General features: G+C 58.7%; 22 protein-coding genes. 15 read left to right on the top strand and 7 right to left on the bottom strand.

Annotated features, from left to right (window positions below):
* Positions 1–13: 13 nt before the first annotated feature.
* Together FHR27_RS06850 and FHR27_RS06855 are read right to left on the bottom strand one after the other, a co-directional pair.
* Positions 14–289 carry a hypothetical protein gene (locus FHR27_RS06850; protein WP_179538147.1) on the bottom strand — a complete coding sequence of 92 codons (276 nt, stop codon included), beginning with the start codon at positions 287–289 and terminating at the stop codon, positions 14–16.
* On the bottom strand, positions 282–443 hold the full coding sequence (locus FHR27_RS06855; RefSeq protein ID WP_156152807.1) for a hypothetical protein: 162 nt from the start codon (positions 441–443) through the stop codon (positions 282–284). The genes FHR27_RS06850 and FHR27_RS06855 overlap by 8 nt, the downstream gene beginning before the upstream one ends.
* Before the next feature lie 80 nt (positions 444–523).
* Between FHR27_RS06855 and FHR27_RS06860 the strand changes: the two genes are divergently transcribed.
* Complete coding sequence (locus tag FHR27_RS06860) at positions 524–874, top strand: helix-turn-helix domain-containing protein (RefSeq protein ID WP_042556507.1); 351 nt, start codon at positions 524–526, stop codon at positions 872–874.
* A 31-nt stretch (positions 875–905) separates the two neighbouring features.
* Here FHR27_RS06860 and FHR27_RS06865 read toward each other — a convergent pair whose 3' ends face one another.
* Both FHR27_RS06865 and FHR27_RS06870 read right to left on the bottom strand, forming a co-directional pair.
* Positions 906–1,082 (bottom strand): hypothetical protein, encoded by a 177-nt coding sequence (locus FHR27_RS06865; RefSeq protein ID WP_156152808.1) that lies wholly within the window; start codon positions 1,080–1,082, stop codon positions 906–908.
* Positions 1,083–1,210: 128 nt separating this feature from the next.
* Positions 1,211–1,486, bottom strand: a complete 276-nt coding sequence (locus FHR27_RS06870; RefSeq protein ID WP_042556508.1) for a hypothetical protein — start codon at positions 1,484–1,486, stop codon at positions 1,211–1,213.
* 368 nt (positions 1,487–1,854) lie between these two features.
* On the opposite strand from FHR27_RS06870, the gene FHR27_RS06875 reads away from it, so the two are divergent.
* The 3 genes from FHR27_RS06875 to xth all read left to right on the top strand — a co-directional run bounded on the left by FHR27_RS06875 (position 1,855) and on the right by xth (position 4,128).
* Positions 1,855–2,181: a helix-turn-helix domain-containing protein gene (locus FHR27_RS06875; RefSeq protein ID WP_042556509.1), complete on the top strand. Its 327-nt coding sequence runs from the start codon at positions 1,855–1,857 to the stop codon at positions 2,179–2,181.
* 87 nt (positions 2,182–2,268) lie between these two features.
* The gene (locus FHR27_RS06880) at positions 2,269–3,252 is read left to right on the top strand and encodes a 5'-nucleotidase (RefSeq protein ID WP_042556510.1); all 984 of its coding nucleotides are present in this window, start codon (positions 2,269–2,271) and stop codon (positions 3,250–3,252) included.
* Between the two features lie 75 nt (positions 3,253–3,327).
* On the top strand, positions 3,328–4,128 hold the full coding sequence (gene xth / locus FHR27_RS06885) for an exodeoxyribonuclease III (protein ID WP_179538148.1): 801 nt from the start codon (positions 3,328–3,330) through the stop codon (positions 4,126–4,128).
* A gap of 16 nt (positions 4,129–4,144) precedes the next feature.
* Here xth and FHR27_RS06890 read toward each other — a convergent pair whose 3' ends face one another.
* On the bottom strand, positions 4,145–5,377 hold the full coding sequence (locus FHR27_RS06890; RefSeq protein ID WP_179538149.1) for a two-component system sensor histidine kinase NtrB: 1,233 nt from the start codon (positions 5,375–5,377) through the stop codon (positions 4,145–4,147).
* Positions 5,378–5,699: 322 nt separating this feature from the next.
* On the opposite strand from FHR27_RS06890, the gene FHR27_RS06895 reads away from it, so the two are divergent.
* From FHR27_RS06895 to FHR27_RS06935, 9 genes are all read left to right on the top strand, one after another.
* Positions 5,700–7,010: an MmgE/PrpD family protein gene (locus FHR27_RS06895; RefSeq protein WP_218878459.1), complete on the top strand. Its 1,311-nt coding sequence runs from the start codon at positions 5,700–5,702 to the stop codon at positions 7,008–7,010.
* Between the two features lie 9 nt (positions 7,011–7,019).
* Positions 7,020–8,369, top strand: a complete 1,350-nt coding sequence (locus FHR27_RS06900) for an LLM class flavin-dependent oxidoreductase (protein ID WP_179538150.1) — start codon at positions 7,020–7,022, stop codon at positions 8,367–8,369.
* A gap of 3 nt (positions 8,370–8,372) precedes the next feature.
* Positions 8,373–9,269 carry an ABC transporter substrate-binding protein gene (locus FHR27_RS06905; protein WP_179538151.1) on the top strand — a complete coding sequence of 299 codons (897 nt, stop codon included), beginning with the start codon at positions 8,373–8,375 and terminating at the stop codon, positions 9,267–9,269.
* Positions 9,266–10,168: an amino acid ABC transporter permease gene (locus tag FHR27_RS06910; RefSeq protein ID WP_179538152.1), complete on the top strand. Its 903-nt coding sequence runs from the start codon at positions 9,266–9,268 to the stop codon at positions 10,166–10,168. Before FHR27_RS06905 ends, FHR27_RS06910 begins: the two co-directional genes overlap by 4 nt.
* Positions 10,165–10,926: an amino acid ABC transporter ATP-binding protein gene (locus FHR27_RS06915; RefSeq protein WP_179538153.1), complete on the top strand. Its 762-nt coding sequence runs from the start codon at positions 10,165–10,167 to the stop codon at positions 10,924–10,926. Before FHR27_RS06910 ends, FHR27_RS06915 begins: the two co-directional genes overlap by 4 nt.
* A gap of 205 nt (positions 10,927–11,131) precedes the next feature.
* Entirely contained in the window at positions 11,132–11,887 is a 756-nt protein-coding gene (locus tag FHR27_RS06920) for a hypothetical protein (RefSeq protein ID WP_179538154.1), read from the top strand.
* A 417-nt stretch (positions 11,888–12,304) separates the two neighbouring features.
* Positions 12,305–14,266, top strand: a complete 1,962-nt coding sequence (locus tag FHR27_RS06925; RefSeq protein WP_179538155.1) for an acyltransferase family protein — start codon at positions 12,305–12,307, stop codon at positions 14,264–14,266.
* A gap of 55 nt (positions 14,267–14,321) precedes the next feature.
* Entirely contained in the window at positions 14,322–15,338 is a 1,017-nt protein-coding gene (locus tag FHR27_RS06930) for a hypothetical protein (protein ID WP_179538156.1), read from the top strand.
* A gap of 189 nt (positions 15,339–15,527) precedes the next feature.
* Positions 15,528–16,262: a dienelactone hydrolase family protein gene (locus FHR27_RS06935; protein WP_179538157.1), complete on the top strand. Its 735-nt coding sequence runs from the start codon at positions 15,528–15,530 to the stop codon at positions 16,260–16,262.
* A gap of 92 nt (positions 16,263–16,354) precedes the next feature.
* On the opposite strand, the gene FHR27_RS06940 is transcribed toward FHR27_RS06935, so the two are convergent.
* Positions 16,355–17,407 (bottom strand): NAD(P)-dependent oxidoreductase, encoded by a 1,053-nt coding sequence (locus tag FHR27_RS06940; protein ID WP_257026844.1) that lies wholly within the window; start codon positions 17,405–17,407, stop codon positions 16,355–16,357.
* A gap of 90 nt (positions 17,408–17,497) precedes the next feature.
* Between FHR27_RS06940 and FHR27_RS06945 the strand changes: the two genes are divergently transcribed.
* Entirely contained in the window at positions 17,498–18,157 is a 660-nt protein-coding gene (locus FHR27_RS06945; protein WP_257026845.1) for a DUF6630 family protein, read from the top strand.
* A 465-nt stretch (positions 18,158–18,622) separates the two neighbouring features.
* Entirely contained in the window at positions 18,623–21,010 is a 2,388-nt protein-coding gene (locus FHR27_RS06950; protein ID WP_179538158.1) for an AAA family ATPase, read from the top strand.
* A gap of 463 nt (positions 21,011–21,473) precedes the next feature.
* Here FHR27_RS06950 and FHR27_RS06955 read toward each other — a convergent pair whose 3' ends face one another.
* Positions 21,474–22,874: a hypothetical protein gene (locus FHR27_RS06955; RefSeq protein WP_179538159.1), complete on the bottom strand. Its 1,401-nt coding sequence runs from the start codon at positions 22,872–22,874 to the stop codon at positions 21,474–21,476.
* Between the last annotated feature and the right edge of the window lie 317 nt (positions 22,875–23,191).

A 23,191-nucleotide genomic window follows, 5' to 3' on the forward strand; every position in this document is an offset into this window, starting at 1 on the left:
CCCATTGGGCCATTCAGGCACCGTCGTGGCCCTCTCGCGCTTCACGCAGCGCCTGGCGATAGAGGGCGACCAGTTCCTCGACCAGGTCCTTGGCGAACAGATAAGCCACGCGTATCTCCAGGCTGTCGGTGCGTTCGTTCTTCTTGCCGAGCAGCTCGTTGAACAGACAGAGCAGCAGGTCCGCGCGTTGCTCGGCTTCGCTCTGGGCATCGAGTGATTGGCTGCCGGGCCTGGGAGTGGGGCGTTTTCGGCCGGGGAAGGGGGGGATGGGAGGGCGCGAATCAGTCATGACATCCCTCCCAAGTGATCGATTCTTCGTCGAACAAAAGAGGTTGGGCGAGATGATCGGCGTGCAGATCGAGGATGGTCACCTCGGCAAAGCCTTTTGCCGAAGTAACGTCGATCCACGCCCTTGCTTGTGCTGAGGTACGGGTGGCATGCATCATTCGAGTCCATTCAAAAGCATCCAGTAACTAGGAGATTACCATTCAATAGAGTGGTGTCAATAAGGAATTCTATTCAAATGACTGGTATTGGAGTTCGCCTGCGCGAAGAACGTGAGCGACTGGGAATGTCGCAGGTTGTTTTTGGTGAGCTGGGTGGCGTCAAAGCCAATGCACAAGGCAAGTACGAAAACGGTACGCGCTTTCCTGATGCCGCTTACCTTGCTGCTGTTGTAGATGCAGGTGTAGACGTTCTCTATGTCATCACCGGTGAGCACAAACTGGAGCGTGCCGACAGCATCTCGCCTCTTGAGGCCAGGCTTCTAGAGGATTTCAGGCGGCTGGAAAATGATCAGCGCAAGCACACCAGCACCATGGTCCATGCACTGGCCGAGATGGCGGGTCGCTACGACACCAGCGGGCCTGAGTAACTAGCGCGCGTAGAAGCTTCAGGCCAGCGGCCTAGGGCTTTGCCTCGCGCTCGGTAAGCTCGACCACCTTGGCAGCCGCATCCAGCTCACTGGTGAACATGAACGCCTCGCCATTATCGGCAACGACCTGGAACAGGGTGTCTCGATCGGGGTGGCGGTATTCAGCCGGGATATCGTCACCCTGTAGCTGTTTGAGTATTGCGGACATAGGGTTGCCTTTCTGAACGTGAGCCGTTCCGGTTCTGACGCCCGCGAGCCGGTGAAGTGCCTGCTGGATTTCCGTGCGTAACCCGGGCTCAGGTGCCAGCTCGCAGGCCTCTGGTAGAGCAGGGCGGTTCACTCGGGGTCGTCATCTCCCCGTGCTTCACTCAGCGCCTGGCGGTAGAGCACCACCATCTCATCGAGCAGGTCCTTGCCGAACAACGATGCCGCGAGCACCTGCAGCCCTTCCGGATACTCGCCTTTCTTGCTGATCAGTTCGTCGAACAGATCGGTCAGCATGCCTGCACGCAGCTCGGCATCGCCCTGGGCATCGCGAGGTGGGACGTAGTTCTTGGGGATAGGGCTGTGCCGCCGGGGGAATCGAACAATGCGGCTGCGTGGCTCAGTCATGGCGCACCTCCTGTGCGGAGGTGGTAAGGCCGTTTTCGCGGGCAAAGGGGTGCCCTGTTGTACACGCTGAATAGTGCATTTCCTTATGCTCCTCGAACATCTCGAAACGCCGTCATTGCGGTGATGACGGATCCTGCCGGCTGCGCTCAACGCTTGAGCGCCATTGGTTTACATGCCTGGTTGCCTGGTTTTCAGCCCCCCTTTCCGAAACGGCCAATTGTGGCCTCGAACCCTTGCCCGGTAAGGCAGGCGTCGGCATAGTGGTGTGGATTCGTGCCATTGCATGTGGTGATGAGCGGTAAGCATGGTCCATTAAAATGGACCAGTCAAATTTACGGGTTCAATAAGTTGACAATTGGTGCTTTGATTTGACAATTGGAATTCGTCTCAAGGAAGAACGCTCGCGCCTGGGTCTCAACCAGACCGATATGGGGGCTGTCGGCGGCGTGGGCAAAACCACCCAGATCAACTACGAAAAAGGCGCCGGCGCCCCGGACGCCTTCTACCTGGCCGCCGTGGAGCGCCTGGGCGTGGATGTGTTGTACGTGGTGACCGGCGAGCGCCGGCCCGCGGCCGCGAACAGCATCAGCGGCGCCGAGCAGGACTTGCTCGAACACTTCCGCAAACTGCCGGAAGGCGAGCAGGGCTACACCACCACGATGCTGGCGGCACTGGCGCAGAGGGTTGGGCGCTAGGAAAGCGCTCTGCAGGGCGTTTCCTCATGGGTTCTTGGCGGCTCATCGCTATTGCTCCCGGATTCATTTGTGCTTCAGGAGTGCAACGTGCCTTATGAATTAGATGGCCGCCTGGTAATCGGCGTCGCTTCCAGTGCTGTCTTCGACCTGCAGGAGTCGGACTCGGTATTCCAGAGCCAGGGTGAAGAGAATTACCGGAAATTCCAGGAGCTGAATCTGGATAACCCGTTGCCCAAAGGCATTGCCTACCCCTTCATCAAGCGGTTGTTATCGCTCAATGACCTCAGCGCCGATCCGGCCGACCCCCTGGTAGAGGTGGTGTTGCTCTCGAAGAACGACCCGGACACCGGGTTACGCGTGATGAAGACCATCGAGCACTACGGGTTGCCGATGACCCGAGCCATTTTCATGCAGGGCAAGTCACCCTATGAATACATTCCTGCTCTGAACATCGCGCTGTTTCTGTCGGGTGACAAAACCGATGTCGAGTCGGCAATCAAGGCCGGTTACCCAGCGGGGCAGATGCTCGAGTCCAGGTTCGACGATGACGAGACCGACCAAAGCCTGCGTATTGCGTTCGACTTCGATGGCGTGCTGGCTGGTGATGAAGCCGAGGCGGTCATGCAGTCAGCGGGTTTGACCGAGTTTCACGCTCACGAAGTCAAGAACGTGATGCAGCCCCATCACCCAGGGCCATTGAAAGAGTTCATGGTCAGGATCTCGAAGATCCAGTCAGTAGAAGAGCAACACAAGAAGCTCAATCCTGGCTATGAGAACCGGATTCGCGTCTCGATCGTCACTGCCCGGAATGCACCCTCCCACGAGCGTGCGATGACCACCCTGAAAAGCTGGGGCGTGATGGCGAACGACGCATTCTTCCTCGGCGGAATCGAGAAGGGACGAGTGCTCGCGGTGTTGAAACCGCACATATTCTTCGACGATCAGCCAGGGCATCTCAAGTCAGCGAGTGCGGTCGCTCCCTCGGTGCATGTGCCCTTCGGTATTACCAATCAGGCCGTCATCGAGCCGCCACCTCCGGTTGATTCGGACCTCGCCGAAAACGCCCGCTGACACCCGGATCATTCTTCCTGACTGAACCCTGCCGCAACGGGTCATACGTCTACGACGAATGATCAGGACGACACGATGAAGCGCCTGCGGATCGCCACCTTCAATATCAATGGCATCAACGCGCGGCTTTCGAACCTGCTGGCCTGGCTGGCGCGCGAGGCGCCGGATGTCGTCTGCCTGCAGGAGCTGAAGACGCCTGACAAATCGTTTCCGGCCAAGGACATCGAGGCGGCGGGGTATGGCGTGGTGTATCAGGGGCAAACTGCCTGGAATGGCGTGGCGATCCTGGCGCGCGATGCGCAGCCACTGGAGATTCGCAGAGGCTTGCCGGGCGCGGAATGGGACAAGCAGGCTCGCTACATCGAGGCAGCGGCGCATGGTGTGGTGGTGGCCTGCCTGTACCTGCCGAACGGCAATCCACGCCCAGGTCCGAAGTTCGACTACAAGCTCGCCTGGTTCGAGCACCTGATCGAGCATGCCCAGACCCTTCAGGCCCTCGAACACCCGGTGGTGCTCGCCGGCGACTTCAATGTGGTGCCGACCGACGTCGACATCTACAACACCCGCTCATGGTTGAAGGATGCCTTGCTGCGGCCGGAAAGCCGTGAGTGCTACCAGCGGCTGCTGGATCAGGGCTGGGTGGATGCGGTTCGCCATCTTCATCCCCGCGAGCAGATCTTCACTTTCTGGGATTACTTCAGGCGCCACTGGCAGACCAATTCGGGGTTGCGCATCGATCATCTGCTGCTCAACCCCGCTCTGGCTCCCTATCTCGAATCTGCCGGGGTGGATACCTGGGTTCGCGGTGAGGAGCACCCGAGCGATCACGCGCCGACCTGGATCGAGATCGGCAGCCGCAAGCGGAGGCGCCGCTAGCCATCCGCTCACGGGCTCAGCCTTCTTCGCTTCCCTTGACCGCCAGGGAGTGCTCGGTGCCATAGCAGGGGAAGTACAGCTTGACGCTGGTGCCCTCGTTCAGCCGACTCTCCACGACCATCTGGCCATTCATGTCGGTGACCAGGCCCTTCACCATCGTCAGCCCCAGGCCTGGGCTCTTGTCAGCCGCCTTGGTCGTGTAGAAGGGGGTGAAGATGTGTTCCAGCACGTGGGGCGCGATGCCGGTGCCGTTGTCGGCAATATCGATCACCACATAGCGACCCGGTCTGAAATTGGCGTTGTGGTGGGGGAAATTGCTGCGGTCGAGGTGTGCATTGGCGGTGCTCAGGGTCAACACGCCGCCCTGAGGCATCGCCTCTCGCGCATTCACCACCAGGTTGAGAATGGCACTTTCGAGGTGCTGCCTGTTGGCCTTGAGAAAGGAGGTGTCCGACGCCAGCTTGAGATCGACGGCGATCTGCTCGCCAACCTCATTGCCGATCAACGCGCTCATGCCGAGCAGAATCTGGTTGGGATCGACTCGCTGGAGCTTTCTGCGGCGTGTGCGTGCGACCAGCAGCAGCTCCTCGGCCATCACCGTGATGCGATCCGTGGCTTCCTTGCACAGCGTGTAGTAGGCGCGCAGTTGCTCGGACCCGCCGCTGAGTATTTCCTTCTCCATCAATGACAGGCTCATCGACAGGCTGGTCAGTTGATTGGTGAAGTCCTTGCCGACGCTGCTGTCGACCTTGCCGGCCAGCTCCATCTTCTGCGCCTGGAACAGCGCGCTTTGCAGGTTGTCTTGCGCTTGCGCCTGTGCAGCGTGCTGACGCAGATCCTGAACGCTGTTCATGAAGCCAAGCATGGCGCCATCGTTGCCAAACAGCGGCACGATATTGGCGAGGATTGGAATCTGGCTGCCGTCACGCCGTTCGACCACCAGCCGCAGGTTGGTAACCGCCTTCTGGGTGCGCAGGACCGCAGCCAGGGGGGACTGGTCGTGGGGGATGTGAACCCCATCTTCGTTGCGCAGACGGTATGCGCCCGAGTACATGACGGGCCCTTTGCTCAGGTCTGGCGATTCGCCCCAGATCTCTGCCGCTTTAGGGTTGTAGGTGACCAGATTGCCAGCGGCGTTACACAGGTAAACGCCCACCGGCAGGAATTCGATGAGCTCGTGACCGAGTTTTCTTACGAGAGGGGCATCCGCTGGTAGCCGTAAACCAGTGGCTTGTGGTGTGTCCGCCATGTTGGCTCCGTTCGGCCATATAGCGCTAGGGTAGTCCCTAAGCACAGCAAATGCGACTGGCACGGCCCTGCAGGATGTGGTCGAGCGCAGCGAGACCCAGGGGCGATCCTGACATGAAATGGCGATGGGATCGAAGGCGCTCGGCATGCCGTGCCGGTTAGTCCGACGCCCTGCCGAGGTTGTGGCTGCGCTTCATTGGTTATGTCTTTTGGCGCTAAGCAAATAGCTTTTGGATATTTGCGGCGCTTTTCACAGGCAAGGAAAATGCCCGGTGGTTAAAAAATCTTGATGTAGGTCAAAGCCTTACTTTTAAAGGTGCCTTTTGAACACTTCCCTTAGCGGCCGGTTGGCCAAGGCGCTTTTCGACATCCATCCAGGTGAACGTGAACGTCAGCATGCCCGTGAAGGGGTGATGGATTACTTTGCCTGCCTGTTGCCTGTGCAGCTCGGCGTGCTTGCCGATTCCGGGCTGGTGCCTGTTCGCGACGTGTTCCCCGCAGCGGGCAGTACGGAGAACCAGGCGCTGCAGCTGGGTTACATGAGCCATGCGCTGGACTTCGACGACTATCACGCGACGTTTCGCGGGCACCCCTCCACGGTGGTGCTCTCCACACTGCTGGCGTTGAGCGGACGCTATCCGGGCCAGGCGTCTGACGATTTTCTCGATGCCTATGTGGTCGGCGTGGAACTGGCCGGCCGCTTGGGCAAGGCCATTGGCACCCGTCATTACGCGGCTGGCTTGCACAGTACCGCGACCCTGGGGGGGATTGCCGCCGCCGGTGCTGCCTGCCGCCTGCTGCGCCTGCCCCTGGAGCAGACCGAGGTCGCCATCGGCCTTGCCGCTACTCAGGCTTCGGGGCTGCGCGCCCAGTTCGGCTCTGCTGCCAAGGCGCTGCATGCCGGCTATGCGGCGCGCAGTGCGGTCAACAGCGTCGAGCTGGCCCGTAGCAGGTTCGCGGCGCAGCGCCAAGGGGTGCTGGAGGCGTTTCTCGCCACGCTCGGGTTCGGCGTGGCCCAGCCGGCTGACCTGCTGGCGGGCTGGGGCGAGCCATGGCGGATCATCGCGCCGGGGCTGGAGTTCAAGCGTTACCCCACCTGCGGCGGCACCCACAGCGCTGCCGAGGCGGCGTTCGTGTTGCGCGAGCGGATCGACACTGAACTGGACGCCGTGCAGCGCATCGAAGTGAGCTTCCCGCCGGGTGCCGATACCGCGCCGAACATCATCGCGCCGGTCAATGGCGTGGAGGCGCGCTTCAGCCTGGAGTACGTGATCGCCGATGCGCTGATCAACGGTGCGGTGTCCCTCGAACGCTACGGCGAGGCAGCGGTCGAGCCGACCATTGCCGCACTGGCTGCGCGGGTGCGCCGCGTGCCGGACCTGAATGCGCCGGCGGACGAGCTCGACCCGGACCTGCGCTTTCACCGGGTCACCCTGTTCATGGCCGATGGGTCTTCCCACAGCCATTGCGTGACCCGCAAGCAGACCGCCGCACTGCCCACCGACGTGCAGGCCAAGCTGCACAAGAATCTTCGATCGCTGCCTGATGAGCGAGTATTCGCGATCAGTCAGGATCTACGCCTTGCAGACGATGCCGCGCTGCATCGCCTGATCTCACTCGTTGGCTTTCAATAAGGATTGGTTATGTCCGTGCAACAAACGTCGCCCCGTCAGTTACGCCTTGGCCTGTTCGTGCAGGCGCTGGGGCACCACGTGGGTGGCTGGCGTGCCGAGGGCGCGAAAGGTTCGCCCACCGATGTCGAGTGGTTCACCTGGATCGCCAAGACCGCGGAAGCGGGCAAGTTCGACATGTTCTTCGTCGGCGACGCCTTGGCTACCAGCGTGCATCGTCTGCCGTCCACCATGTCACGCCTCGAGCCGCTGACCCTGCTGTCTGCGCTGGCCGTGCAAACCAAGCACATCGGCCTGGCCGCCACGGCCTCCACGACCTTTGATGAACCGTTCCACCTGGCCCGCGCGCTCTGCTCGGTGGACCACATCAGCCACGGGCGTGGCGCCTGGAACGTGGTCACGTCGTTTTCCCTCGACGCGGCCCGCAATTTCAGCCGCGAAGACCTGCCGTCCCACGCCGACCGCTATGAAATGGCTCGCGAGTTCCTCGATGTGGCCTTCAAGCTGTGGGACGGCTGGGAGGAGGGCGCCATCGTCCGTGAGAAGGACACTGGCCGTTACTCCGACGACAGCAAGATTCACGCGGCCAACCACAAGGGCAAGCACTTCCAGGTGCAGGGCCCACTGAACATCGCGCGTTCTCCCCAGGGCCGCCCGGTGATCATCGAGGCGGGTTCTTCGCCTGCCGGCCAGCAACTGGCGGCGCAAACCGCCGAGGTGGTGTTCACCGCGGCGTCTTCGCTGGAAGAAGGCCAGGCGTTTTACAAGAGCCAGAAGCAGTTCGTGCGTGACGCCGGTCGCCACGCCGACCACCTGCTGATTCTGCCGGGGGTGATGCCGATTGTCGGGCGCACCCGCGAGCAGGCGCAGGAAGTCTGGAACCAGCTCAATGAACTGGTGGATATCGACAACGGTATCGAGCAGCTGTCTGCCCGCTTCGGGGTGGACATGACCGCCTATCCGCTCGATGGCCCGGTGCCGGAAATCCCCGCGACCGAAGGCAGCCAGAGCCGCGTCAAGCTGCTCACCGAGCTGGCCGCCCGGGAAAACCTGACCCTGCGCCAACTGGCTGCGGTGGCTGCTGGCTCGCGCGGCCACCGTGTGGTGGTCGGGACCGCGGAAGATATCGCCGATGACTTCCAGCTGTGGCTGGAGCAGGGCGGTGCCGATGGTTTCAACATCATGCCCGCCGTGCTGCCTGACCAGCTGGAACTGTTCGTCGAGCTGGTGATTCCCGAGTTGCAACGCCGCGGCCTGTTCCGCAGCGAATACCAATACAGCACGCTGCGGGAAAACCTCGGCCTGCCCCCCGTTGAAGAAAACTTTGCCGCCGTTGCCCCGCTGGCAACCGAGAAGGAATAAGCCATGAAACGTTCTGCACTGACCGCTGCTGCATTCGCACTGCTGCCACTGTCCGGCGCCTTTGCCGCCGACAAGGGTGTGCCCTTCAACGCTACCGCCAAGCCGGAGGCCGATGCCGCGCTGCACGACAGCCTGCCGGAAGCGATCAAGAAGCGTGGCAGCATCATCGCCGGCACCAACCCGAACACACCGCCGACCACCTTCTACCAGGCCGACAACAAGACCCTGGCCGGGCGTGAAATCGACATCATCAGCGCCGTTGCCGATCGCCTTGGCGTGAAGCTGGAGCTGCGCGATACCGGCGGTTTCGACAACATCATTCCGGGCCTGAAGTCCGGGCGTTACGATGCCGCGATCTCCAATATCGACGCCAATGCCAAGCGTCTCGAACAGGTGGATTTCATCGGTTACTACAATGCCTCCAAACTGGCGCTGATCGGCCGTAGCGATGCCAACCTGGGGCCGTTCAATACCTTCCCGGAACTGTGTGGGCAGACCGTCGGTGCCGGTGCCGGCACCTCTCAGGTGACCCGTCTGCAGCAAGCCAGCGAAGCCTGCGTGGCCGATGGCAAGCCGGCCATCAACGTGCCGATCTTCCCGGATCGTCCGGCTGGCGTGCAGGCGGTGATCAGTGGCCGTGTGCCGATGTTCTTCGGCCCGTACGAAGGCCTGCGCTACCAGGCCAGCCAGGTGAAGGCGCTGAAACTGGCGGGTGAGATCACCATCGAGGACACCATCGTTTCCATCGCCCTGGCCAAGGACTCTGCGCTGGGTAAACCGATCCAGGCAGCGGTCAATTCGCTGATCAAGGACGGCACCTACCAGCAGATTCTCGACAAGTGGGAAATCGGCTTCGGTGCGGTCGAGTCCGCCGGTCTCAACGAAGAAAACATCAAATGAGCCCACGGCCTGACGACGACATCGCCGGGCTGCGCATCGTCAAACACCGTCACTGGGGGCGCTGGTTCAGCGCCCTGATCGTCTTGCTGCTGCTGTCGCTGGTGGCCACGTCGATGGTCAACAACCCGCGTTTCGAATGGGACGTGGTGGCGCAGAACCTGACGGAGGAGTCGATCCTCAAGGGCGTGCTGATGACCATCGAGCTGACGGTCATCTCGGTGGTCTTCGGCTTCGCCGGCGGTACGCTGCTGGCGTTGATGCGCCTGTCTTCCAATCCGGTGCTGGTCAGTGTCAGCTGGGGTTACACCTGGTTCTTCCGGGCCGTGCCGATGCTGGTGCAGCTGTTCCTCTGGTACAACATCGCCGCGCTCTATCCGCAGTTGTCGCTGAGCCTGCCGTTCGTTGGCGAGGTGTGGAGCGCTGCCACCAACGAGATCATCAGCCCGTTCAGTGCGGCGGTTCTGGCGCTGGTCATTCACCAGTCCGCCTATGCGGCGGAGATCATCCGGGCCGGCATCCAGAGTGTCGGCCAGGGCCAGCTGGAAGCCGCCAAGGCGCTTGGCTATCGCCCTGGGCAGATCTTCCGCCAGACGGTGCTGCCCCAGGCCATGCGCACCATTCTGCCGCCGGCAGGCAACGAGGTGATCGGCCAGCTTAAAACCACCGCGGTGGTGTCGGTGATCGCACTGCAGGACGTGCTCTACTCGGCGCAGATCATCTATCAGCGCACCTATGAAGTGATTCCGCTGCTGCTGGTGGCCACCGCCTGGTACCTGGTGATGACCTCGGTGCTGTCGGTGCTGCAGCATTACGTGGAAGTGTGGTTCAGCCGCGGCAATGGCCCGGCACGCAGCAACTGGTTGCGCCGCAACAAGGGCACGCAGGAGTCCGAAGCATGAGTGAGTCCATCCGCCTGCGGGGCGTGCACAAGCAGTTCTCCGGCAACACGGTGCTGCACGGCATCGACCTGGACATCGCCGCCGGCTCGGTGACGGTGATTCTCGGGCCGTCCGGCTCCGGCAAGTCGACCCTGCTGCGCTGCATCAACCACCTGGAAAAGCTCGACGGCGGCACCATCCATGTCGGCGACACCCTGATCGGCTACCAGCGCAAGGGCCAGGCGCTGTACGAGCTGCCGGAAAAGGACGTGGCCCAGCAGCGCCAGCGTATCGGCATGGTGTTCCAGCAGTTCAACCTGTTCCCGCATCGCACCGTGTTGCAGAACATCGTCGACGCCCCGATGCGCATCCTTCGTCAGAAGCGTGCCGAGGTGGAAGCGCGTGCCATGCAACTGCTCGAGCAGGTGGGCCTGGCGCACCGCGCGCACGCCTGGCCGCGCGAGCTGTCCGGCGGCCAGCAGCAGCGTGTGGCCATCGCCCGGGCACTGGCCATGCAGCCCGACGTGATGCTGTTCGACGAACCGACATCCGCCCTCGACCCCGAACTGGTCGGTGAAGTGCTGCAGGCGATGAAGCAACTGGCGCACTCGGGCATCACCATGGTGGTAGTGACCCATGAAATCGGTTTTGCCCGGGAGGTGGCGGACAATATCGTGTTCATGGACAACGGCAAGGTGGTGGAGGGCGGTGACGCCCGTACGCTGCTCGACAATCCTCAACACCCGCGCCTGCGCGAGTTTCTTGCCAGCGTGCTGTGACTGCTGAAAGTCCTCTCCGGCTCATCGATCAGGCTATCCGGCGTGGTGGGCGGAGAGGGCAGTGGTGCAGCACATCTGTGCTATTGAGCCCTGTTGGAGCTGCTGATAGTTTTCATGGTTTGTCTTTACCCTGACGCAGCCGAGCGATTCGCGCAGCGAGTGCCAGGCAAAAGGGCGTTCATTGCTACCAGACAAGAGGCGCTTCATGGGTGAAATCAGTTGGCAACGTCGTTCCCCCATGCGAACGACGCGCGTCGCGGCTGTGATGGTCGTGGCGTGGAGCGGGGCATTCGCGGGTTCATCGGCGGCAAGTGACGCGTCATCGGGTGCCTGCATTGCCGAGGCAGACTTCCGTCAGGGCAGTGTGGTCGAAACGCAGGCGCGGATCAGTAACGCGCCCGACGTGTTGGGGCACAACAAAACCGAAACCCGGGGCCGTCAGTCATTCGCAGATGCCAATCCGCTGGTTCAGGCACAAACGACGCTGATCAATAACGCCCCCGCCTTCACGGGTTACGTCTTCGTTGACCTCGTGGATGGCAAGATCATCCGCTATGGCAGCCAACACGGCAGCGGTGCTTCACTGGTCACTACCTACAACATCCCGCCACCGGCCGTTCCGATCGATCTTCAACCTGGGCAAAGCGTTACGGTCAGCTACCTCAGTAAAACCGTCACGGCCGGCCCGGGCGTAGAGTCCGAGATCACGGAGAAGCACACCTACATCGGTCGAGAGAAGATCACGACCCCGCTGGGCACCTTCGATACCTGCAAGTTCACCAACGAGATTTCCTCGGGGCCCACGTCCGGCAAGGATGGACGGAATCTGGCCGTCATCGAGAGCTGGTTCGCATCCGAGGGGCCTTATGGTGGCCGACTCCTGAAAACCTTCGTTCCTGCCCAGGGCGGCTTACCGGACGTGACCAACGAAATGGTCAAGATCACCGCCACCTCGCCGTAATCCACGTTTGCGTTGGGTGCTCGACTCGAGCCGTCCAGCGTGTTGCGATTTCCCAGGGCCTGCCTTGGCAGCGCCCTGGGCAAATCCCGCCAGTTACCCACTGACCGCTCGCGGTTACCCCATCCCGCTCAATGAGCGCCAGACCACACAGCCCGTCGCACAGAGGCGCTGCGCTGGCGGATTCGCTTGCTCCGAGGGAGCAGGAATGTTCCTCTGCAGTGCGCACTCCACGGAACCGTAGTCGCGCATCACGGGCCAAGAAGCCCGATTTCCTTTCGTTAAATGCCCTCTCTACCAGACCTGCGCACAGCGCTGCTTGGGCCAATTCGTAAACCGCGATACCCACGGTAGTACTTTCCACACAACCCACGTAGTGGTGCCCTCACCAGGTACGCATGCTCGACAGGAGGTCGTGGTATGCAATTCAGATCGGATATCAACGGCCTGCGTGCCGTAGCCGTTTTGCTGGTCGTGCTGTTTCATTTCGGTGTTGCGCCGGTTTCGGGCGGCTTCATCGGCGTGGATGTGTTCTTCGTGATCTCGGGCTATCTCATGACGGGGATCATCGTCTCACGCAGCCTGGCGGGTCGATTCAGCTTCGCCACCTTCTATCTGGAGCGCTGCAGACGCATCGTGCCGGCGCTGGCGGTGCTCTGTGTGGCGATGCTTGCGGTGGGGTGGTTCCTGCTGATGCCGGGGGAGTATGTCAGCCTGGGCAAACAGGTGATCGCCGCGCTGACATTCGTTTCCAATGTGCTGTTTTGGAAAGAGGCCGGCTACTTTCACGAAAGCGCTCATGACCTGTGGCTGTTGCACACCTGGTCGCTGTCGACCGAGTGGCAGTTCTATCTGCTTTATCCGATCTTGCTGGCCGTATTGGCACGCTTCGCCAGCCTCGCGGCCTGGCGCTGGGTGATTCTTGCTGCTGCTGCGCTGTCACTGGTCATCGCCGTACTGGGTTCGCTGCACTCGGCATCCGGAGCCTTTTACCTGCTGCCAGCGAGAGTCTGGGAGATGCTAGCCGGCGCGCTGGTGTATCTGTTCCCGCTGACGCTGGCAGTGACTCAGCGTCGTGCGCTGGCCTGGGTGGGCCTGGCGCTGGTTCTGGCGGCGGCGTTGCTGGTCAATGAACAGGATCTGTGGCCGGGTTATCTGGCGTTGGTCCCCGTGGCGGGTAGCGCGTTGTTCATCGCCGCCGCGCACGAACGATGTGCGCTGACCGATAATCGCATTGCCCAGTATCTGGGGCGCACCTCGTACTCGGTATATCTGTGGCACTGGCCCATCGTGGTGTGGCTGGATTACTTCAGCCTGGAGAGCCAGCCAGCGTGGCTGGCAATCGGCATGCTGGCGTCGCTGGCGGCAGGGCATCTTTCCTACATGTTCGTCGAACTTGGCGCCACCCGCAGCGCAGGCTTGCTACGACGTACCCAGCCTGCGGCCAAGCTGGGCATGCTCTTCGGCGTAGTGCTCGCGGCTATGCTGACGGTGGTGGCCAGCGGCGTTCCAGTTCGTCTCTCAGCCAACTTTCGCCAGGCCTCGGCGCAATTGTCGATGCCGATCATCACCAATGGCTGGTGCTTCTACAGCGTGGAGACCATCACCACGCTGCCGGTGGGCAATCGCGGCCAACTCTGCCGCCTCGGTGCACGGGACGGCGAGCTCAAGGCGCTGCTGATCGGCGACTCCTTCGCGGGGCACTACGCGCCGTTCTGGGATGCCATCGGCAATACCCTGTCCATCGACGTGCAATCGGTGGCCAGCGACTGGTGTTTTCCTTCCGAGGGCCTGGCCTTCACCGGGCCGACCAGCAGTCGCGCCTATGAGCAGTGCCAGCTGAATCGCGCCTATCTGAAGGCTGGCATCGAGCGATACGACCTGATCATTTTTGCCGGCTCCTGGGGCGTGATCCGCAACCAGCAGAAAATGGATGGCGTCTATCATGCGATACAGCTGACGTCGGGGAGGGCGCCCTTGCTGGTCGTGATGCCGACACCGACCAACTTCGACGTCAACGTTGCGGACCGCTATGCCCGCACGCTGCTCTTCGACATTCCCTTCGATATCGGCAAGTACGGCAAGCAGCGAGATGTGTCCGCACGCCTGGCCAACGCCGAGCTGCAGGCACAGGTCAGCGACGTGGCCAACATCATGTTCCTGGCCCGTGACGACCTGTTCCATATCGGCGGCGCGCCCTCCGACGTGACCCGCGACAACGTCCCGTTTGGCCTCGATGAATCCGGCCACCTGAGCATCTACGGCTCACAGCAGGCAGCAGAAGCCTTCAGCGAAACGGCCCGCTATCGCTCATTGGTAGAACGCTTGCAGCGGCTACGGTTGCAGCGGGCAGAGATGCAAATGGGAAGGGTGGGGATATGAGGGGCAGCAGTGGCGCCAGCCACGACCGCTGCAGCCCCGATACGCGTCCACGTATATGAGCATCAACCTGGAGAACCCTGTGTTCACGGCCTCGACCATCAGTGAGATCGATACCCTGGAAGCGCTCAACAGGCTCTTCGATATCGAGTACGGCCACGTTTTCATCAAGGACACCTACCACCGCCCGCTGCGCTCCTACAACCTCATCAATTCCGATGCCCGCTGTCAGTTCCTCAAGCACAGCAGGTGCTGCGATACGGCTCACCAGCGCGGTTACGTGGTGGAAACCACGGAAAACAAACTGGTGCTGATTGGCCACTGCTGCGCGCTCAAGCACTTGGGGCTGGACGATGAGCAGGTCCAGAACGATTTCAAGCGACTCACCGCTGCGGAGAAGGATGCACTGCGCCGCCAGCGCGTGCAGGCGTTGCTGGAGCGAAGAGAGGAACTCACCCTGTGTGCGAAAGACCTGCTCAAGGCGTTCAAGCACCTGCAGGCCGAGGCCAGCAGCGTTCTGGAGATGCTCCCCGCTGAACTGCTGCCGGTGCTGGTCGATCGCTGGAAACGCAATGCGCTGAAGGTGATGTGGGAATACATGACCATAAAGCACGGCAGGGACGAGCGCGGGCGCGCCATCACCGAGAAGGCCTGGTACCCCCATGAATGCGGAACCCTCAGGGGCCTGGGCGCCTGGCTGCAGTTCGATGAAACAACGCATCTCCAGCAGCTGTACGAGTTCCTACGCCAATTCAAGAGCATTCCGCTGAAGGTCGCGTTGAGCAATGCTGAACTGGCGTCGGCCGAGGCCGTGCTGAGCAGTATTTCGGCGCTTGATCTGATGGCCAGGGAGCTCGAACTGCAGCGCAAGCTGATCGCCGAGTTCTGCGCACTGGGCAACCTGATCATCCAGGTTCAGCTGTTCGCCAACAGGGACTTACGCGCCAGGGTCGTGGAAGCGGTGCATCGGATCGCAGGGCAGCCACTCACCATATCGGCCAACCGTTTCGTGGATGCCATCGATGAGGCCATCCGCACGCAATACAAGGCTGCGGGAATTCGCATCGCTACCTAGCGCCTGCCGGGGTGCCGTGACGAACGGCAGAACGGGTTGCGCGAACTGCCTGGGTTCGATGCGTTCGAAAGAGCTGTTCCGGGCATCGCTTCGCGCAACGCCGGGCTACATGGTCGTGACCATGTAGCCTGCGGTTGAGCACAGCGAGCCCCACGGCCTTTCCCTGCACTCGATCAAAGGAGCATCTACATGCCTTACGAACAGGCCAGCCTCTCCACGCGTGATGGCAACTGCGTGGTGCATCTGTTTACCCCGGTTTCCGAACGACCAAGCCCGGCGATCATCTTTTACCCGGACGCGGGCGGCATTCGGCCCGCTGCACTGGCGATGGCCGAGCGGCTGTCGGAGGCCGGCTACGCCGTTCTGCTGCCCGATATCTTCTACCGCTACGGCCCTTATGGCCCACTCGACCCCAAGGAAGTATTCAAGGGCGACGTGCGTGCCATCCTCGGGCCGCTGATGGCGACTACCGGCAATGCCAAGTCGGTCGAGGATACCCATGCGTTTCTCGCTTACCTCGATGCACATGAAGGTGTTCTGACGCAGAAGATCGGCGCGGTCGGACTCTGCATGGGCGGCGGCATGGCGATCGCAGCCGGCGGCACCTGGCCGGATCGATTCGCAGCGGTTGCCAGCTTCCATGGCGGCAATCTGGCCAGCGATGCACCCGATAGTCCCCATACCTACGTGGCGGCCCTTGAAGCCGAGCTTTATATCGGTGCCGCCGAGAACGACTCCAGTTACCCGGCGGCCATGGCCGAGCGGCTCGAAAAGGCGCTCGCGGACGCCCAGGTTCGCTTCACCACCCGAACCTATCCCGCCGCCCATGGCTGGATGATGACGGACTTCCCCGTCTACGATGAACGCGCAGCGGAGGAGGGGTGGCGCGACATGCTGGCCTTGTTCGCCCGCAACCTTCGTTAGGTATTCGGGCACATCCCGAGTGCCGCCGTGCCTCTGGCCATGGCCTGTACCGAGCGCAGCGATATTCGGGGAAGACGTGGAGACAAAAGCCGTCACGGAACCTGCAGCTCCATTATCCGACCGCCTTCACGCTCGAGCCGTGCCAGATAGGCGGCAGCGTCGTGAACCTGATAGGGGAAGTACAGGCCAGGCGCGGTGGGCGGCTTGCCATCGAGCCCGACAAGTCGATCGAGGATCAGGGAGACACCGATTGCGGTGAGTGGCGCCGCCCCTTCGGGGTGGAAAACGGCGTGCCGCGTGCTCAACTGCTGGCCTGAATGGTCCTCTCCGTTGAGCTCGATGATGATTTCAGTCGACAACCCGTGCCCCGCACGCCGGCTCGAACTCACGCCGCTGCCCAGGTTGAATTCGACACTGCGTGCACCGGTGGCCGTGGCCAAGCCCACCACGTCTATCGATGAAAAGCCCGTTGCCTGGATTTCGGTACCGTCGATGGCGCGGAATACAGCCTTGGCATCATCGCCTGCGCGCCACACATAGACCCCATCCTTGCGGGTGAGGGCGGCCGGCAACATCTTGTTCAAGTGCTCGAAGTCAGCGGCGACCGCAGGACCGCCAGCGTCCTCTTCATCGACGAGCGCGCCGATGCGAATCTCGTGTACCCGGCTGAATGCCTTGGCCAGTTCGAGCGCCGGCACCGTGGTGGCGCCCACCAGCCATTCATAACCGAGCACGACCGCCGCAGCGTTGGGCGTGTGCATGAAGGCCGCGATTTCCGGCGCTATCTCGAAAACGCCTGAGGAGATGCTCAGGTGAGGAACGCCGCGCGCCTGTGCGAAACGCAGCCCGGCGATCGAATGATCCATATAGAACACGGCCACGGCACTGACCTGGCGCTCGCTCAGGCCAAGATCGCCCCGCGTTGGATCGATCACCACGCCCTCGGCGCCGCCAATTTCCGCTGCGGTGCTTTGCGCCTTGGCCAGGTCACGGCCGCCGATCAGCAGGGGAAGGTCGGGGTATGCAGCACGTAATGATTGAGCCGTCTGGCGACCGATCGCGCCGGAGCCGCCCATCAGCAGTATCGGATCTAATGGCATTGTTCTGCCTCCTGTTGCAGGTGGAAAACCAACGTTGGCGTTCAAGCTAGCACAGGAAATGGCACAAAACCTACCAAGGGTAGGTTGTTCGTCGAAAAGGCGTGGGATGAAAAAACGCAGATTTGGCTGTAGCGTATGGGAATATGGGAATATGGGAATATGGGAATATGGGAATATGGGAATATGGGAATATGGGAATATGGGAATATGGGAATATGGGATCGGCTATTCGGTGGACGCTTTACTATGCCACCGCCCGAAACAACTGAGCTTAGTGACAGGGAATGCTTTAAGGCACTGAGACCTGAGCTGCCCGAGCAGCCCGAGCAGCGTCGTGCATTAAAGTCTCTGCTGGAGCTGCTGCTTATCCGCATGCCAGGAGAAGAGCGTGGAAGGCTGGAGCGGCGCATCTTAAGAAAGCTAAAAGAGGGTGACTGCCCCGAAGCGGCTCTTTACGGAGGATTGACCGATGATAAGCGTGGCCAGAAATTAAAGCAGCTCACATTAATGGTATGTGATTTTCGGGGTTTCGATAGCTTTGAGTATTTGGCCCCCATTCTCGCTCAGGCTAGTGGTATTTCGGCTCCCTTTGCCTATACGCACGACGGTAGTCAGCCGATGTCTGACGTGCTGGCCGAGTTTGATATTTGGCTTCAAAAACATGGAATGCGGTACCTGTACATGAATACGGGTGGGGACGAATACGCAGGCTTTGTCGTCGAAGCCCAGCGCGTCCAACAGATTGTGGAGTTAGCCAAAGAAGCGGATATCAGACTCAGTCTCGAAAGTTTTTGACTGGAAAATTCAGCCGCTCGGACTGAGGTGGAGAAGATTCCCTTTTTGGAAGACGTCACAAACTGTGCCGCATGTGCTTCAGCTCTCGGCGTCGTAAATCTCGTGTTCGCATTTGTTTCCAAGCGCGCATTTAGATCCCGCGTCCGTTCATCCAGCGGTGGGAGCGCGTTCAGGCCCTGATAGGTGTACCGGCTCAGGGCTAATGAATGAAAGGAGCATCCGAGCCACCATGTGCCGGCTTAGATCGAGGTAGGAGGGCGGAAGCAGTCGCGTGGGCGTGTGGCGAAGACGACCGACGCACCATTCTAGATTACTTGTCAAAAGCCGAAGGAAGCCTATGCTAAGGAAGGCCATTCGCCATCATGCGACTGACCATAGCAAGGCTGTCGTTCCCAGTGCCTTGCTCACCGAATTTTGAACCAGCTGTGGCTTGAAATGGCCACTGTCTCAACACGGAAGCGAGACATGATTGAGTCGATTTCCTTGCGCGATATTGCAACTTACGGCCCCACAAAGCCCGAAACTCTCTCGAACTTAAAGGCAATTAATTATTTCTACGGGGCCAACGGCGCGGGGAAGACAACCGTCAGTCGTTTGATATTAAACCCGCAAATTTCTTCTACCTCCCAAGTGATTTGGTCGAAGAACAATCCAATACCAGCGCATGTGTATAACAACGATTTCATTACCACTAACTTCACTGATTCCAAGCAATTTAAAGGGGTGTTTACCCTAGGCCAGGCTCAGCAGGCGCAGCTTGATCGCCTAGATGAACTTCAGAAAGAAAGGGTTCGTCATGATCAATTCAGAAACAAGTCGCTAGAGGCGCTCGGCGGTGTAGATGGCAATGGTGGTAAGAATGCTGAGAAAAATACTCTGGAAGCGAAACTGGTCGCAAAGTGCTGGGAGCAAAAAGTAAAGCACGATGCAGACTTTCAGGATGCTTTCGTTGGCGTAAGGAACAACAGGGAAAGCTTCAAAAACCGAGTCCTGCTTGAAAAGAAAAACAACACCTCTACTCTGGTTGACCTGGAGAGTCTAAAGAAAAAAGCGAAGGTTGTTTATGGGGAGGCTCCCTCACCAATGAGTGGGGTTGCTAGTCTTGATCTGTCCCGCTTAATAGCCTATGAGCAAGATCCTTCTTTAACCAAGAAGATAGTGGGTAAGGAGGATGTAAATATATCAGCGATGATCCAATCTTTGGGCAGTAGTGATTGGGTTCGCCAAGGCATGAAATTCCTTGAGCACACCGATGATGATTGTCCTTTTTGCCAACAAAAGTTGCCTCATGACTTCGAGAAGAATCTCGAAGATTATTTTGATGCAACCTTTGAGTTAGATACAAAAGCGCTGTCGCAATATTGCGAAAACTATAATGCGGCTGCAGATTCAATCTTAAGTCAGGCCAATAGTATTATAGCTGCTGCATGCGCTCATCTTGATAAAGAAAAACTCGATCTTGAGTTTCAGACTTTAAATTCAATAATTCAAGTTAATAGGCAACGCTTGGAGAACAAGCTCGCTCGCCCTAGCTCAGCTATAGAGCTTGAAACGGTTTCAAGTATTCAGGCAGGCATTACTGGCTTGATTGAGGCAGCAAATGCCAAGGTGGCTGAACATAATAAGTTAGTGGCAGGGTTGACGGTCGAGCAGAAAAAATTGGCAGCTGAGGTTTGGAAATATCTTGTCGAGGTGGAGCTAAAAGACACACTCGCCGACTATGAAAAGGAGGCCAATGGTCTCGATAAAGCCATAGCGGGAATTAATACGAGCCTAGGGAAAGCAAATTTGGACATTACAGCTGCAGAGGTTGAAATTTCTGAGATTGAAAAGTCCCTTACGAGTGTAAAACCTACCGTCAACGCAATTAATAAAATCCTCAGGGACTTCGGGTTTAGGGGCTTCTCCCTTGATCCTGCTTGCGAAAATAATGCGTATCGACTTATTAGAGGTAATGGAAGTGATGCTAAGGCCACGCTTAGCGAAGGCGAAAAGACGTTTGTTACATTTCTCTATTTCTATCACCTGCTCAAGGGCAGCATAACCACTTCTGGAATAAGCAGTGATCGTATAGTGGTCATTGATGACCCGGTGTCGAGTTTAGATAGCGATGTGCTTTTTATCGTCAGCAGTCTGATTAAGCAACTGTTCCATGAGGTGCGTGAGAAAGGCAGCAATCTGAAACAGATTTTTGTGCTGACGCATAACGTCCACTTTCACAAGGAAATAACCTTTCATCCAGAGCGTAAAGCGGACAAGGCCCGACCTGAGGAGACGTTCTGGATCATTCGCAAGCCTGCTGATTACTCCCTCGTAGAGTCTCATGTCATAAACCCGATAAGGACATCTTACCAGCTGCTATGGACTGAGTTAACTAAAGCACCCGTTTCTGCGCTGACCATTCAGAATACAATGCGCAGAATTCTGGAGAATTATTTTAAAATTCTGGGCGGAATCAACACTCAGAAGTTGATTGAGAAATTCCAGGGGCATGAAAAAACGCAATGCCAGTCTCTGATTAGTTGGGTCAACGATGGATCTCATTATTCACCTGATGAGCTCTATGTGGCGATTGGGGACACCATGGCGTCCAGCTACATGAGGATCTTCTACAAGGTGTTTAGGGAGATGGGCCACATGGATCATTATCGAATGATGATGGGGGATCACTTTGTCGACCTGGATCCCGAAGAGCCGCCTGCGGATCAAGAGGATGGAAATGCCACATTGGGGCCGCCTCTGGGAGTTGTTGTCGTATCTGGTTCCGTTGGCGAAGTAGGCGCAGCTCCGGTCGTTGCAAGTCCACCACCACCAATTCTGACTTGGGCGCTGCAAGAGCTGCCTGAGGACTAGAAGTACCAACTACCTATGCCCATATTCGCTGGGGAGATACGTCCTGTCGATGCTTGAGAATGCTGTAGCGTCCATTCGTCTTGGGGTTGAGGATTATCAGGCTGCTGCCCAAGACGATGCTCGGGCCCAGCATCTGATGCATGGTCTCAGATAGCATGATATCCAATTGAACAAGTGGGCGATGTCAGATGTTCGTAAGCAGCTCATAAGCCCGCTGCATTTGGCTTAATAAGCTAAAAGTGAACGCACTTGTTCATCATTCAGGGAGTCGGATTGCGGGCTTGCCATCACAAAATTCCTCTCCGTAGATGGCTGGGAACCCTACAGGATTTCAATTTTCGAAGGGCGCCGATTGGCTTTCTTGGGATTTTGTAAAGTCCTTAATACTAATGGGATGGTTACTATATACTGTGATATGAACGATGGGCTTAGTTAGCCCCTAAAATACGCAGGCAACTCTACTTCACATAGGTATCTGCCACCCAGACTTCACCCATCGGAACTTTGGTTCTTGAACCTTCGGCCCGCCGAAGTCTTCACCTTCAATCTTGAAGCACCTGGCCATCAGATCCCGCACCCCCCCCAAGCGTTCCATGGCAGTGAGTTCCTTGGTGATGTCCTTGACAACCGTTGTAAACGCCTTAGTCGACTCTGACTTCATGAACTCGGGAGTGGAGAGAGCGAAATCCCGGTCGGGTAACGACACCCCAAATAGACTAGTAACAGAGCTTGCCGCCTTGATTAGAAAGCTGCCCTGGATACCTTGGGCAGACCTGAGACCGTAGCTGCGTTTAAGGTCGCCGCAAATCTTGTCGACATCATCCATGAGCTTGTTGATGCGCTTGTTTCCACTCGCGAGCCCTTGCTCGTCGAAGGCAACTCGAATGGCCTTTAGGGTTTCACGCATCGTTACGAAATGGTCTTCGCTGCGGATCTGTCGAGCTGCCTCGATCGCACCGGAAACGCTTCCGGCGGATTGAGTCAGCCATGCCGAGAACAAGGGCAGGTCCAAAGCGACGGTCTGAGTTGCTCCGTGCGACTGGATTTCCGAAATGCTCGTACTGGTTTTGTCCGAGAGGTTTGCCAAGAGGCGGGCGGTGAAGTCATGGCCGAAGGCGCCGGCTTTCTTCATCCAGTGCACTTGATAGGCATGCCTGATGGGATGAATGAATGAGTCTGCTTTCAGGTGTTTGGCTGCAGTCGTGTAATAAATTGATTTGTACGCGAGCCAGTTCAGCGAGGCGACGAACATCTCCAGTTGCTTGGTGGGACCTCCGTAGGCGCCAGGATACTCTCCAGTGAACTCTGACTTGCTGAATTCGTGGCCATCCGAACCCACTAGCTTGACATCTTTCGACCAACGTCCGCGCGTTTCACTTGCATCGCTTAACTCTGCGAAGATTGCTGCGCTTAGGGCACTGTATTTGCCATAGTCGTCGGACGCACGGTAGCCCAGCATCCTCATGGTTAGGTAATACACACTGGAGGCTTGATCCCAGGTGCAGACCATGTTCATTTTCAGTTGCTCCAAAAGGGCACTAAAGTCCTCATCCACGAACTCGCCGCCGCGAATTTCAGGGCGAATCAGCGATGCTTCTTTTTGAGCGATCGTATCAACCCCGTCCAGCCCGAACTCGGTAGGCGACAAGAACCTGAGATAGGGGAATTGTTGCTTGCGGCTTTCTCTGTGATCTGCTTTGTAGTTGTCTATGCAGAGGAGGTCGTCGTAAAAGAGGTTGCCTTGCAGGAAATTCTCTAACGCGCACAGGTCTCCATTGATCGTATCGCTGGTCTTGACCGCCACCGCGCCGGTGGCGCGCTGGACGGCAGTGAGGGTGGCGTTGTCTATCAGTGCGTAGGTCATGTATTCATTGCCCATCCTAGTGTGGCTGAGACTATAACCACTGAAATTGGATGGTGGCTATATTCGACGGGCAGTCTTTGCGAACCATGAAGCATGGTATTGGCGCAGGTGAAGCGCCTTATTCGACTGCACGCTCATTGGCGCAGTGTAGTGGTCAACTGATACGGGACACGATATTAAGTCTTTTTCGGACTGAGCTGTTGGCAGTGCTGCTGAAAAATGACTCTCGGTGAGTCGAGAGCACTGGAAAGACGTCCTGGGAAATATCGAGTCTCTCGAGCAGATCGGTGAAAGCCTAGTCTAGATAGCGGAGTCCA

This window comes from Pseudomonas flavescens (assembly GCF_013408425.1).
GTDB classification, from domain to species: domain Bacteria; phylum Pseudomonadota; class Gammaproteobacteria; order Pseudomonadales; family Pseudomonadaceae; genus Aquipseudomonas; species Aquipseudomonas fulva_A.